Source organism: Lederbergia galactosidilytica (assembly GCF_017873565.1).
Classification (GTDB): domain Bacteria; phylum Bacillota; class Bacilli; order Bacillales; family Bacillaceae_C; genus Lederbergia; species Lederbergia galactosidilytica.
Map to the genome: position 1 here is coordinate 20,407 of NZ_JAGGKH010000011.1, position 12,929 is coordinate 33,335.

The following is a 12,929-nucleotide window of genomic DNA, read 5'->3' on the forward strand; positions in this document are numbered from 1 at the left end:
CATGACTAAAAGTTATTGAGAAATAATAAATTTCTTAAATGTAATAGCATATTTCTTTCAAAAAAAGAACGATCGTAATATTATATACAACCATTACCGATCGTCCCTTTAAAAGTTGTTTATTTGAAAAGTACTTCATTTTTATATTGCCAAAATACAGGAATTATATTATGAATAGTTGAAATTGGACTAATGAGTGGAGCGATCAAAATACCGGATTTCCCTTCAAACTCTTTAACATCTGTAGATTGAGCTTTTTTGATGATCTCTTTAGGTACTACCCATAATACATCAGCAATTTTCCAGCCATCTTCTTTCGTTAATCGTACTCCTTGATAACTTTCTGGAAAGGCAACAGGCCCTTCCTGTTCATCAAAGTTTTCAACAATATACACCTGATCTTTATATTCCACTAGTTTTGTTCTGTCACTATATGAAAAGTATGGAATATAATAGAGGGCAAAGTCTGAACCAAGGGTTTGATAACCTTCTTCCGTCTCCACTATATTTTCTTCTATAAATTGATCGATAAATGTTTCTGTAAAATAAGGCGATAATTTTTCTTCGATTTTCGAAATCGATCTCCCTTTTTCACTTAAACTGACTTGTACCTCAGAAGCATTCTTAGCAAACTGAAGAAAATTTGGTGCATTCCCTTCTGCAAATGCATTTGGAACATTTACTATTAGCAAAGTGATACTCATTAGGCATCCGATTACTATTTTTATTTTCATCTCTATCACCTCACAAAGTATATCTTTTGTATAGTATTCTTTACCCTTTTTTATATCTTTCTTTTCTAGTACTTTAGGCTAGTTTTTTATTAATCAAAATGGGTATTTAAAGTTACAAGTTCTCTTTTCCTTATCTTTCTTTTTAAGTTGATCGATGCTATAATATTATTAAATAAAAATGGAAAGGTGTACATTATATGGATGAACAAGCCAATAAAGCAATGGAACTCTCTATTTCCAATCTTTCGCAGGCTATTTTCACGGTCAATCGCCATGCCAAGACGGCACTGAATCCAAAATATTTATACATTTTGAAAAAGAATGCTCTTAATAAAATGATCCAAGAGCAGAAAGCCACGAAAATCGGTCTCCACTTTTCAAGAAATCCTAAGTTTAGCCAACAACAATCAGATGTCTTAGTTCAATGTGGAGATTATTTATTCCATATACCTCCAACTAAAGATGATTTTGGAGAACTTCCTCATCTCGGACATTTGAATCAGCATTCCCGCAACCCAAAAACCCGCATGTCCCTTAATATAGCCAAACGACTTCTTCAGCAATATACCGGAATAAAAGAAAATAAAAACCAACGACCAAACAATACGCAGAAACCTGTTTTTAAAAAATTGGGAGATAGCTTTTTTTAATGATAAAGGCTACCAGCTTTTTTCCATTCCCTTATTTTCTTATATTAAATATAATAAAATGGATCCCATTTTTTGAAAGGGATCCATTTTATTTTGCTTTTTCACTATAAGATATATTGATCGATTTTTGCAACGAGTTTATCTATTTCCGGCTTAGCGATTTGGTCAACTGCTCCTAATACTTGTCCCCTATGAAATAGATCCTCTGTAATCAATGATGAGAAGATTATAATAGGTAATCCTGACAAATGCGGATTTTCTTTCAGTCGTCTTGTTAAATGGTGACCATCCATCTGGGGCATTTCTATATCTGTAATCACTAATTGAACTTCTTTCAGAATATCTTTTCCTTCTTGAACCAACGACTCTAAATGATTTAAAGCATCTCTTCCATTTTCAAAAAACTCAATTTGTTCATAACCTGCAACAGTTAGTGTCTCTCCTAAAAGTTGTCTTAATAAAGGGGAATCTTCTACAACAATTAATCTTTTCTCCCTCCGCATGCTGTTTTCTATTTTTGTTAATTTAGAAGGATGAATCCCTGCTTCTGGATTAATATCGACCATAATTTTTTCAAAATCTAACATTAGAATCATTTCATCCTTCTCTTTAATCACACCGATTACATTTGAAGAATCTAAAGCATATAAATTAGAAGGTTTTTCTATTTTATCCCATGATATCCGCAAAATTCGATCTACGTTATGTACATGAAAAACAACTTGTTTGCTATTAAACTCTGTCACGATAAACTTATCCTGTGAAGAATCACGCTCAGATTCCCTCTCCATCCCCAGAGCACGTTCTAGGCTTACAACCGGTAATACTTCTCCACGCAATTGAACAATTCCCAATAAATACGGATGTGAGTGAGGTATAGGGGTTGTAGGGCTTGGTAGAATAATTTCCTTGACCTTTAATACATTTATCCCAAATATATGATTATTGATCTTAAATTGAATGATTTCTAACTCATTAGTACCACTTTCTAATAATATTTCTTGCTGATTCTTCACTGTTGTTTTCCTACCTTTCTTTGATCCCTCCATCTTCCATGGATAGATCCCAATATTTCATCAAGGCTTGTGTGCCACTATTTTCTTCACCTTGCTTAGCAAGAGAATCATATAACTTCTTTGCCAGTTCTAATCCAGGTAAACGCAGGGACATTTTCTCCGCTTCTTCAAGTGCTATTCCCATGTCTTTAATAAAATGTTTAATAAAAAATCCAGGTGAGTAATCTTTTTTTATTACCCTAGGAATTAAATTAGACATAGACCAGCTTCCCGCTGCACCATTACTAATCGATTTTAATACGGTTTCTGGATCTAATCCTGCGTATTTAGCATAAACGAAAGCTTCTGTCACGCCAACCATATTAGAAGCAATCGCAATTTGATTACACATTTTCGTATGTTGCCCTGCTCCACACGGACCTTGATATACAATATTCTCTCCTAGAGCAAATAGAAGCGATTTACACTCTATGAAAGTTTGCTGATCACCTCCGACCATGATCGATAAAGTTCCCTTTTCGGCTCCAATATCCCCACCTGATACAGGTGCATCTAATGCGCTAACGCCCCTCTTTTTTCCTTCTTCATAAATCTTCTTTGCCAATGACGGCGTAGATGTCGTCATATCTATTACAATAGAACCTGCTTTTACTCCAGCGTAAATACCCTTATCACCAAAATAGACATTTTCAACATCTTTCGGATACCCAACCATTGTAATTATTATTTCGGTATTTATAGCAATTTCTTTAGGATTTTCTGACCATATCGCTCCATCTGCAATTAATCTCCTAGCCTTTTCTTTCGTTCTAGTAAATACATAAACTTGATAGCCTTTCGCAATTAAATTTCTTGCCATACTCTCTCCCATTACACCTAAACCAATAAATCCGATTGTTTCTTTTCTTTGATTCATTTTTTCTGGCCTCCCCATTTACATTAAATAGATCTTAATTTTCCTCCATCTACAAAAAAGCTGCTACCTGTCATATATGTATTTGCCTCTGAAGAGAGAAAGATCACTACCTTAGCAAATTCCTCTGGTGTTCCTGATCTTCCCAGTGGAATACTATCTTCAGCAGTTTTTTTAATTTCTTTAACAGACGCTTTCTTTTTATCCGCATTTATTTTATCTAGTTGAGACACTCTGTCTGTTAATATTCTACCAGGAGCAACCGTGTTGACTAAAATATTATAAGGGCCTAATTCATCAGCTAATGTTTTCGCTAACCCTACTATTCCCATTCTGAATGTGTTGGATAAAATAAGGCCAGGAATCGGTTCACGGATTGAAGAAGATGCTATATTGATAATACGTCCTCCTTGCTCTTTTAAATGAGGTAACGCCATACGAATAATTCGCACATAAGATAATAAGTTGAGTTCAAATGCGGATTGCCAGTCTTCATCCTGGAAATCCTCAAAACCACCAGCTGGAGGGCCACCAGCATTATTAATTAAAATATCCAGTCCACCAAACTCCTTAATTGTTTTATCAATCGTCTCTTGAATTTGTGTTGGTTGTGTAATATCACAGATTGTAATCTTCACTTTCCCTTGCTGAAAGCTCTCAAATTCCGCTTGTACTTCTTTAAGACGATCAATATTTCTACTTGCTAACATTACATTGGCCTCTTCCTTGACAAATAATTCGGCAATTGCCTTGCCTAAGCCTTGGCTGGAAGCCATTACCAATACTCGTTTTCCCTTTAATCCTAGCTCCATCCAGATCATCCTTTTCTTTTTATAAATAACTTTTAATATTTTATTGAAAAGATTTTTGACATAAAAAAACGCTGGATATTTGTCCAGCGTAAAAAAGGGGGAAAAATGAGAATGAATGAATCTGATCATTCAATCATAGTATAGTGTATACCACTTATTACCAATATATACACATGAGTTTCAGTTACAATTAGATTACATTTCTGTTTCTGTTTTTACAAGTTCCTAAACTTCCATTGCTATTTGCATGGATAAAGCTTTCGCTGCCAAAGCCTCCATGTCTTCTTGATTAAGTTTTTTATTTGGCTCCTAGCCTTTAGGATAGTTGAAAAACTCATTGAAAATTCCGCAAGGCCAAGCCCAGTAAAATTGGAATCGCCTATTCATCTCCCCGCCACCTTTCCACACATCCCTGCCCCTTTTCCCTTGCCGTGCGTGCTGTTCACTACTCGCAAAATTGCGGGATTAGAACGTGGTAAAGGTAGAGTACTTGTTCATTCATCCGATCATATGCATACATAATAAAGACGGACGTTGTGTACGAAAGATAAATTGTTCTTCAAGGCATAATCCAATCGCTTCTTTGCTTTTCCTAGCACGGCATCAAAATCTTCAGAGAACCAATATTAGTAGGTTGAATTCTTAAGTAAAACTCATTCTGTTTTTTTCTTTTCATAATCTTTTTGCGCCTCTTTATAGCGTTGAACAATTTCTGGTGTCGGATTAATGTGTACATCACCATTAACCCCGTCAACGATAATTAAATCCCCTTGCTTTATAGCGACTGAAGCTTCTATTGTACCCACAACAGCTGGTAATTCAATCGACTTCGCCGTAGTAATTGAATGTGAGGTAGGACCACCGTTATTTGTTGTAAAGCCTTTTACAAACTTTTTGTTTAATTGCGCTGTATCTGAAGGAGTTAAATCTTCTGCTACAATAATCACTTCCTCAGCTACTAATCCGGGATTTGGGATCCTTACTCCTAATAAATGACTTAAAATTCGCTTTGAGACATCCTTTATATCTCTAGCTCTTTCTTTCATATTTTCGTTATCAAGTTGTTCGAAAATACTAACAAAATGGTTTGTTGTATCAGTTAGAGCGTTTTCAGCATTTACTTTCTCTCTAGATATTTTTTCTGTAATCGCTGTCATAAATTCAGGATTATTTAGAACTAGGAGATGAGAGTTAAAAATAGCCGCCTCCTCTTCTCCTACAAATTTTATCGTCTGTTGACATATTAATTCTAGGTCAGATTTAGCGGCATTTAATGCTGAGTGAAGACGATTAATCTCTCCCTCAGCATCCGAGATAGCGATTTTCTCAAAAGAAAAATCTGGCTGAACAAGTAGATATGCTTTTCCGATGGCAATCCCACTAGATGCTGCTATCCCTTTTAAAATTGTTGACATTACTTCGCAAGGCCTTCTTTTTCAAGCAATTCTTCAATACCGGCCATTGCTTCTTTCTCATCACTGCCATCTACACTAATTGTAATAACAGTATCCTTGCCAATTCCTAATGACATAACCCCCATGATTGATTTAAGGTTCACTTTTTTGTCCTTAAATCCTAATTGAATATCTGAGGAATATCTGCTTGCCGTTTGAACAAGTACTGTTGCCGGTCTTGCATGAATTCCAGTATCCGCTGTTACAGTAAATTGTTTTTCAATCATTTACATCGTCTCCTTTTGACTAAGTTAAAAGTACCCTCAGTACAAAATTAGCTAATTTTGGCTGTTTCGTCAATCTTTGAGCAACAAAAATCAAAGAAATTTTATCTTTATTTATCTTTTCCCCATTTTACTCATAAATATTGATAAAAAGTAGCTTTATTTCTCGTTCACTAAAAGCACCGCTATGATCCATTAAATAAAACAATATATTTAATTTTTATATACTAACTATCTATTGGTTCGGTAAACTGAAACATTTTATTCAAAACGTCAAAAAAGCACACGGCTTACTTTAACTTTCACATATCCTATACAAGTCATGGATTATATGCTAATCAAATAGAAAGTAGACTTTTAAAAGCCTTACTTTTCTTCTTGCACTTTTTTTAAAAGTAGTGCAGAATATGAAGAAATAATTAATAAATGATTTTAGAAAAATCATCCAGATACCTTAAAAAAATCACGTTAAGCGGATAAATAAACAAGGGAGAGATTGGATTGAAAATTGCTGAAATCGGAGACATCGTTGAATTTAAAGACGGTCTTCAAGGAATAGTCGAAAAAGTAAATGAAAACTCTGTTATTGTTGATTTAACGTATATGGAAAATTACCGGGATTTTGACCTAGAAGAAAAAACAGTCGTCAACCATAAAAACTATAAAATTATTAAAGGTTCTCTTAGTGTATAAACCATTGTCCAAGTAATTGAGAAACTATTCTTAGCTTCCCCCTTCTACATAATGTCATATCTGAAGTAAGCAGATATTCTCAAAATCTTAGATTGTCGTTTGCGCTCATAGACCGGAAAATGCAAGCTTTGTGCTTGCATTTTTTACTATTCCAATTTCTCCCTTATAATGGTAGAGTTGAAGAGATTTATAACTATGAGAAAGGAACTCGTTATGGCAAGATATTTGAAGGATTGGAAACTTATAGGTGGTCTGCTTTTAGCATATTGTCTTATTTTTATTACTTTTGATTATAAACAACAAGTTTTTTGGTATTTATATACAGCGACTATGTTATTTCTTATTAGTATTACGATCATAACTGAGAAAATTGATAAACAAATTTCAACCAAACAAGCTCTTCTTATCGGGATACCTTCAGGTGGATTATTGTATCTAATCTTTGTATTAGGCCATTATCTTTTATCCCTTCTACCCATGAATACTGTGAAACAAGTTAATATGCTCTATAAGTATTTTGCTTTAGATTGGTTATGGCAATATATAGTACTCATTTTAATTATCATTCCTGGGGAAGAGTTTTTCTGGAGAGGCTTTGTACTGAAAAGATTGGAAAGAGAGATTAAACCTGTATTGGCTGTCATATTGGCAGCTGGATTGAACGCTTTAGCTTTTAGCTTTACTGGCTATTTCCTTTTAATTTTCGCTGCCTTCTTTAGCGGATTAATATGGGGTGCTCTTTACATATGGAAGCGAAGCTTACCACTTTTAGTAATTTCTCATTTCATCTTTGACCTGTTTTTATTCATTATTTTCCCCCTCATATAAAAATTTGTAACATTTTTCTACTGATTTCGTCTTATTGATTGAACGAATAAAATCAGCTTAGAATCAGGAGGAAAATGAATGTTTTCTAAAATGAAGTTTTTCACCATTTGTTGTATCGGTTTACTGTTACTTGCATCCTGTGGTGATACATCCAACAACTCTGATCCATCTACAGGGAATGCTGATTTTCTAAAAGATAGCGGAGTTGCTGATAAGGAGCAAAGTACAGCAGATACAAATACAGATACAATACAGAATAGTAACAAACCAGAGAGTAATCAACCGGAAAAAGAAGAGTCTGTTCTGGACGAAAACGAGAAAATTTTACATTATGCAAGCAATGACAATCTAAAAAGTGAGACTGCAAATCTAAAGAAAAGTGACACTCAAAATTATGCTCTCTATGTACTTCCCGGCTATACGCTAACAGGTGAGGAACCAAATAAAGACGTACTTTATCTTGAAGAAAATAGCGAGCAATTTATGCGGATTGAACTATTACCGAAAGATACTGTTATGGATGAGGCTATTTCGACCATTAAAGAACAACTAACCTCAATAAATGGAACCATTCGTGAAACTCCCTCTGAAAACCGGGGAGATTGGTTAAAGAACGCCAATGTTTATCAAACCCAAAACAATGAAGAGCTTATCATCGGTCTGTTAAAAGAAGATAAAGATTACGTTCTTAAATTAACTATCTTTACACGAATCAAGCAAGACTACGCCAATGTCTTCTTAAATATGGCTGAAACCATTTATATGCCTTAATCCTTATGCGACTATGGAATTCCATAGTCGTTAATTCAGGTTCCATCACTTTCATTATCCTTCGATCATCGTTCAGCAGAAATATCGTGAATACCTAACCATTGACATTCTGTATATCAAAATTATGCTTTACTTTTAATAATGAGAGAAAACAGCGACATTTGGTTTTTAACTTTCATTATTTTTCATAGGTTTTATCCATAATAATAATAAAAATATTAAACTAATATACCCAAATAAAGGATATAGAAAACCGAGAAGCTGACCATATTCAATTCTACCGATTATATAAACGATTATAATCACGGCGATATGAACCCAAATACTCCTTAGCTTAAAAAATTGACTAATTTGTCTTTCAATCCCATACATATTCCCAATTAAAGAAGTAAAGATCTCTCCATAAATAATAAATAGATACACAAAATATATTCCACTCATCATATTTTTTACGATTGTTGCCATGGGAATATCATAGACTAAAAGGTCTGGAAGAGTTGATAAAGTTATATGACTAGAAATCAAGATGATCGTTAAAAGCGCTCCGCCGATAAATCCCCCCAACCTAATAATTGCTTTATTATTAATCTCTGTCGCAACTGGAACTAGTACTGCTTGAGCAAGTGTTAGATTGAAAGCTGCATATGAAAAGGCTGAGCCTACTGCCTTCCAGGCGTAGTCAATCGACTCGATAGTGAATAAATTCGGCCATAAAAAAGGCTGAGAAAGAGAGTTATACATTAATATTAAGTTAAAAATAACAAGCGTAGGAACAACAAATGTGTTAACGGCAAATAATCCTTTTACACCTGCCCATAAAACGATCAAACATAGAAGAATTGTTAGCAGAGATCCAACTGCCTGTCCCCAGCCTAATTGCTCTACAAATAAAGCCTCTGCTCCCGAGAGCATAACTCCACAGACACCTACCAACATTGCGGTCATCAAGATATTCATCACTTTTCCGAATGTTTGTCCAAATAAATCATTGTTTAACTCCATAAAGGATGTCGCCTGTATATCGATCGCCTTCGTCATCACCTTCATTCCAAAGAAGATAAATAAATATCCGGCCAACAATATTGATATTAGCCCATATAAACCATATTGAGTGAAAAATTCTACAATCTCTTTTCCTGTTGCAAAGCCTGCCCCAATTACTGTACCAACATATACTGCCGCTATCTGAAAAGCCCCTGTCCACTTATTCAATTCACTGCCCCACTTCATTGTTTTCTTATGTTACACCTCAAAATTTACGAGAATAATACACCCATTATTTTTTAGAAAAGATAGAAAATAGTATCTGATCATACATTCACTACTAAATCTATGTCATTCCAGATTTTAACGTATACTAAGGTATTAATGGCAACTGACTTCTGTTTGAACAACACAAGATAATAAATTCATTTTTTATATTTATATGTTGCTTTTGAAAAAAAATCATAAAAAAGTATTTTTTACTTGAAAGTCAAAGATAGTCAGTGTATAATAAAATCACAAAGTCAAAGTTGGTCAAGATATTCTCTGTTGACTTTTATTTTTATAACTAATTGGTCAAAGATAGTTAAAATCAAATATTAATTAAATTATGGAGGATTGATGATTTATGCTATGTGCTAAATGTCAAGCAAACCAAGCAAACATTCATCTTCACCTAAATGTAAATGGACAAAAACAAACAATGGCTTTATGTCAAGATTGTTATATACAGGAAAAAGAAAAATTAGGATCTTCTATGGGGAATCCTATGTTAGGTTCTAGTTTTAATGGTTTCGGTGGTTTTGAAGATTTATTGGCAAACTTCTCTCATGGTAGCCAAGCTTCTCCACAACAAACCGTAAAACCCCAAACAAAAGGTGGCGGTTTTCTGGATCAATATGGACGTAACTTAAATCAAGCAGCAAAAGCTGGTTTAATTGATCCAGTTATCGGAAGAGATGAAGAAATAAAAAGAACGATTGAGATACTTAATCGTCGAAATAAAAACAATCCAGTACTAATTGGTGAACCAGGTGTTGGTAAGACCGCCATTGCCGAAGGATTAGCTTTAAAAATTATTCAACAAGAGGTACCTGCAAAATTAAAAAATAAAGAAGTTTACCTCCTTGATGTAGCTTCATTGGTTGCCAATACCGGCATTCGTGGTCAATTTGAGGAACGTATGAAACAATTAATAAGCGAATTACAAGAACGCAAAAACGTTTTGGTCTTTATCGATGAAATTCATTTATTAGTTGGGGCTGGATCAGCTGAAGGTTCTATGGATGCTGGGAATATTCTTAAGCCTGCACTTGCTCGTGGTGAATTACAAGTTATTGGAGCCACAACTTTGAAAGAATATCGACAAATCGAAAAGGATGCTGCTCTTGAACGTCGTTTCCAACCAGTGCAAGTTCTTGAGCCTTCCTTGGAAAAATCTCTTGAAATTTTGCTTGGTTTAAAAGAACAGTATGAAAAATACCATCAAGTTCAATATAGTGATGAATCGTTGAAAGCATGTGTTGACCTATCTGCAAGATATATCCAAGATCGATACTTGCCTGATAAAGCTATTGATTTAATGGATGAAGCTGGTTCTAAGCTTAATCTAACAATTAAAGAAGAGTCTCATGAGGCTATTCATCAGCGTCTTGCTGAAATTGAAAAAGAAAAACAAAACATATTAAAGCAAGAAAACTATGAACTGGCAGCAAAATTAAGAGACGAAGAAGCAGAACTTGAACGAAAATTAAATAGCCATTCTTCCGAAGTAAAGCTTACTGTCCATCCAGAAGATATTCAAAGTATTATTGAAAGTAAAACAGGAATTCCAGTAGGTAAATTACAAAGTGATGAACAACAAAAAATGAAAGAACTCGAAAAGAATTTAGCAACAAAAGTAATCGGGCAAACTGAAGCTGTAAAAAAAGTTGCTAAAGCCATCCGGCGCAGCCGCGCTGGTTTAAAAGACGAATACCGTCCAATTGGCTCATTCCTTTTTGTTGGTCCTACCGGGGTCGGAAAAACAGAATTAGCGAAAACTTTAACAGAAGAACTATTTGGTACAAAAGATGCTTTTGTTCGCCTTGATATGAGCGAATACATGGAAAAACATAGTGTGTCAAAATTAATCGGCTCCCCCCCTGGTTATGTTGGTCATGATGAAGCAGGACAATTAACTGAACGGGTCCGACGCAATCCTTATAGCATTATTCTGCTAGATGAAATTGAGAAAGCCCATCCTGATGTTCAGCATATGTTTTTACAAATTCTTGAAGATGGTCGACTCACAGATAGCCAAGGCAGGACCGTAAGTTTCAAAGATACGGTCATTATTATGACTAGTAATGCAGGAGTTGCCGAAAAAGCCATTCATGTTGGTTTTAATCAAAGTGAAGCAATACAAGAGACAAATATCCTTCAATCTCTTGGTTCATTCTTTAAACCAGAGTTCTTAAATAGATTTGATAGCATTATTGAATTCAATTCATTAGAAAAAAATGATTTACTACAAATCATTCAATTACTATTAAATGAGCTTCAAGATAAATTGCTTGCTCAAGACATCCATTTGGAAATTACTGAAGAAGTTAAAGAAAAATTACTTGAAGTTGGCTATCACCCTAATTTTGGAGCACGTCCATTACGGAGAGCGATCCAAGAACAACTTGAAGATCAAATGGCTGATTATATACTAGATCATAGTGAAGATAAAAAATTAAGAGCGATTATGGAAGATCAAGCAATAACTATTATTTCACAGAATGAATAAAGTAAGTTTTTATCAGTATGATGGCAGAGATCTGCGTAGACTCTTCTGACAACCTTTGAGACATAAACAGAAGAATTGTTAAAGATATATTATAAAGACTCACAAAGAGATTGCCGTTTCCTCATCTAGGATGGCAATCTCTTTTTAAATTAGTTCTACTTCTTTTAACATTTGGGGATAGAAAGGAAAAATTATAATAATGTTTCTGCACCATCAATATAAATTTCGGAACCTGTAATATGACTGGAAGCATTTGATGCAAGAAAATGTATGAGATCAGCGACTTGTTCTGGTTGTCCAGGCGCATCTTCAAGTGGGTGGCTTCCTTCGGGATATTTTACAGGGATCTTAACTTTTTGCAATTTATCTTGCTCCGGATGAGTATTTTCACCAATATTCGTTTCAATTGCACCTGGGCAAATGATATTCACACGGATCTTGTAAGGTGCCAATTCCAAAGCAGCCATTTTTCCAAATGCCATTTGTCCTGCTTTTGAACTGCTGTATGCTGACATGCCGGTTCCAGAAAACTTTCGATTACCATTAATAGAACTTGTGATGATGATACTTCCTCCGTTTGCTTTTAAGTGGGGGATCGAATATTTAACTGTTAAAAAGGTACTCTTTAAGTTCGTTGTTAATGTATGATCCCATTCTTCGGGATCAAAATCCTCAATTGGGGTCACAACACCGTTAATACCAGCATTTGCAAAAACAATATCAAGTCTACCAAATTCCGACATCACTTGTTTGATCCCGGAATCTACTCTATCTGGATCTGATAAATCAACATCTACAATTATAGCTTTGGAACCTAATTTCTCAATTTCTTGCTTTATTTTTTCCGCTTTTTCTTCTTTTAAATCTAAAAGGGCTACAGAGGCTCCAGCTTTCGCTAATTGGATCGCGCTGGCAGCCCCAATTCCAGAAGAAGCACCTGTGACAACGGCAACTTTACCAGCTAAGGACATTTTTGTGCTTTCCATATAAAACTCCTCCTCTGCGGTAAGTTTACCCAAACTACAAAATTTTACTCTATTTGTAAAATATTAAAGCTCCGCGATCCATTTAGGGGAA

Annotated in this window: 13 protein-coding genes; 5 read left to right on the forward strand and 8 right to left on the reverse strand. The window is 34.7% G+C overall.

The features are described 5' to 3' along the window. Positions 1 to 119 precede the first annotated feature (119 nt). Complete coding sequence (locus tag J2Z23_RS12535) at positions 120 to 734, reverse strand: DUF3993 domain-containing protein (protein ID WP_082881268.1); 615 nt, start codon at positions 732 to 734, stop codon at positions 120 to 122. 197 nt (positions 735 to 931) lie between these two features. Between J2Z23_RS12535 and J2Z23_RS12540 the strand changes: the two genes are divergently transcribed. Further along, positions 932 to 1,384 carry a YkyB family protein gene (locus J2Z23_RS12540; protein ID WP_057982365.1) on the forward strand — a complete coding sequence of 151 codons (453 nt, stop codon included), beginning with the start codon at positions 932 to 934 and terminating at the stop codon, positions 1,382 to 1,384. 104 nt (positions 1,385 to 1,488) lie between these two features. Here the strand turns inward: J2Z23_RS12540 and J2Z23_RS12545 are convergent, their stop codons facing one another. The 5 genes from J2Z23_RS12545 to J2Z23_RS12565 all read right to left on the reverse strand — a co-directional run bounded on the left by J2Z23_RS12545 (position 1,489) and on the right by J2Z23_RS12565 (position 5,806). Further along, positions 1,489 to 2,400 (reverse strand): chemotaxis protein, encoded by a 912-nt coding sequence (locus J2Z23_RS12545; RefSeq protein ID WP_057982421.1) that lies wholly within the window; start codon positions 2,398 to 2,400, stop codon positions 1,489 to 1,491. Positions 2,401 to 2,410: 10 nt separating this feature from the next. Further along, complete coding sequence (locus J2Z23_RS12550) at positions 2,411 to 3,316, reverse strand: NAD(P)-dependent oxidoreductase (protein ID WP_057982363.1); 906 nt, start codon at positions 3,314 to 3,316, stop codon at positions 2,411 to 2,413. A 23-nt stretch (positions 3,317 to 3,339) separates the two neighbouring features. Beyond that, complete coding sequence (locus J2Z23_RS12555) at positions 3,340 to 4,125, reverse strand: SDR family oxidoreductase (protein ID WP_057982361.1); 786 nt, start codon at positions 4,123 to 4,125, stop codon at positions 3,340 to 3,342. Between the two features lie 653 nt (positions 4,126 to 4,778). After that, a complete protein-coding gene (locus J2Z23_RS12560; RefSeq protein WP_057982359.1) occupies positions 4,779 to 5,540 on the reverse strand; it encodes a phosphoenolpyruvate-utilizing N-terminal domain-containing protein in 762 nt (253 codons plus the stop codon). Next, positions 5,540 to 5,806, reverse strand: a complete 267-nt coding sequence (locus J2Z23_RS12565; RefSeq protein ID WP_057982357.1) for a phosphocarrier protein HPr — start codon at positions 5,804 to 5,806, stop codon at positions 5,540 to 5,542. Before J2Z23_RS12565 ends, J2Z23_RS12560 begins: the two co-directional genes overlap by 1 nt. 498 nt (positions 5,807 to 6,304) lie before the next feature. Between J2Z23_RS12565 and J2Z23_RS12570 the strand changes: the two genes are divergently transcribed. The 3 genes from J2Z23_RS12570 to J2Z23_RS12580 all read left to right on the forward strand — a co-directional run bounded on the left by J2Z23_RS12570 (position 6,305) and on the right by J2Z23_RS12580 (position 8,095). Then, positions 6,305 to 6,496: a YkvS family protein gene (locus tag J2Z23_RS12570; protein ID WP_057982355.1), complete on the forward strand. Its 192-nt coding sequence runs from the start codon at positions 6,305 to 6,307 to the stop codon at positions 6,494 to 6,496. A gap of 213 nt (positions 6,497 to 6,709) precedes the next feature. Further along, on the forward strand, positions 6,710 to 7,324 hold the full coding sequence (locus J2Z23_RS12575) for a CPBP family intramembrane glutamic endopeptidase (RefSeq protein ID WP_057995673.1): 615 nt from the start codon (positions 6,710 to 6,712) through the stop codon (positions 7,322 to 7,324). A gap of 78 nt (positions 7,325 to 7,402) precedes the next feature. Beyond that, positions 7,403 to 8,095 (forward strand): hypothetical protein, encoded by a 693-nt coding sequence (locus J2Z23_RS12580; RefSeq protein ID WP_057982353.1) that lies wholly within the window; start codon positions 7,403 to 7,405, stop codon positions 8,093 to 8,095. Between the two features lie 168 nt (positions 8,096 to 8,263). Here J2Z23_RS12580 and J2Z23_RS12585 read toward each other — a convergent pair whose 3' ends face one another. Continuing rightward, on the reverse strand, positions 8,264 to 9,307 hold the full coding sequence (locus J2Z23_RS12585) for a YkvI family membrane protein (protein WP_209974124.1): 1,044 nt from the start codon (positions 9,305 to 9,307) through the stop codon (positions 8,264 to 8,266). 400 nt (positions 9,308 to 9,707) lie between these two features. Here J2Z23_RS12585 and J2Z23_RS12590 point away from each other — a divergent pair, with 400 nt between their 5' ends. After that, positions 9,708 to 11,852, forward strand: coding sequence for an ATP-dependent Clp protease ATP-binding subunit (locus J2Z23_RS12590; protein WP_209974126.1), 2,145 nt, complete (start codon positions 9,708 to 9,710; stop codon positions 11,850 to 11,852). Positions 11,853 to 12,043: 191 nt separating this feature from the next. Here J2Z23_RS12590 and J2Z23_RS12595 read toward each other — a convergent pair whose 3' ends face one another. Further along, entirely contained in the window at positions 12,044 to 12,838 is a 795-nt protein-coding gene (locus J2Z23_RS12595) for an SDR family oxidoreductase (RefSeq protein WP_209974128.1), read from the reverse strand. Positions 12,839 to 12,929: the final 91 nt, after the last annotated feature.

Excerpts from the sequence above, each read along its gene's own strand:
- J2Z23_RS12535 (WP_082881268.1), bottom strand. The coding sequence starts at position 734 with ATGAAAATAAAAATAGTAATCGGATGCCTAATGAGTATCACTTTGCTA.
- J2Z23_RS12540 (WP_057982365.1), top strand. The coding sequence starts at position 932 with ATGGATGAACAAGCCAATAAAGCAATGGAACTCTCTATTTCCAATCTT.
- J2Z23_RS12550 (WP_057982363.1), bottom strand. The coding sequence starts at position 3,316 with ATGAATCAAAGAAAAGAAACAATCGGATTTATTGGTTTAGGTGTAATG.
- J2Z23_RS12555 (WP_057982361.1), bottom strand. The coding sequence starts at position 4,125 with ATGGAGCTAGGATTAAAGGGAAAACGAGTATTGGTAATGGCTTCCAGC.
- J2Z23_RS12560 (WP_057982359.1), bottom strand. The coding sequence starts at position 5,540 with ATGTCAACAATTTTAAAAGGGATAGCAGCATCTAGTGGGATTGCCATC.
- J2Z23_RS12565 (WP_057982357.1), bottom strand. The coding sequence starts at position 5,806 with ATGATTGAAAAACAATTTACTGTAACAGCGGATACTGGAATTCATGCA.
- J2Z23_RS12575 (WP_057995673.1), top strand. The coding sequence starts at position 6,710 with ATGGCAAGATATTTGAAGGATTGGAAACTTATAGGTGGTCTGCTTTTA.
- J2Z23_RS12580 (WP_057982353.1), top strand. The coding sequence starts at position 7,403 with ATGTTTTCTAAAATGAAGTTTTTCACCATTTGTTGTATCGGTTTACTG.
- J2Z23_RS12590 (WP_209974126.1), top strand. The coding sequence starts at position 9,708 with ATGCTATGTGCTAAATGTCAAGCAAACCAAGCAAACATTCATCTTCAC.
- J2Z23_RS12595 (WP_209974128.1), bottom strand. The coding sequence starts at position 12,838 with ATGGAAAGCACAAAAATGTCCTTAGCTGGTAAAGTTGCCGTTGTCACA.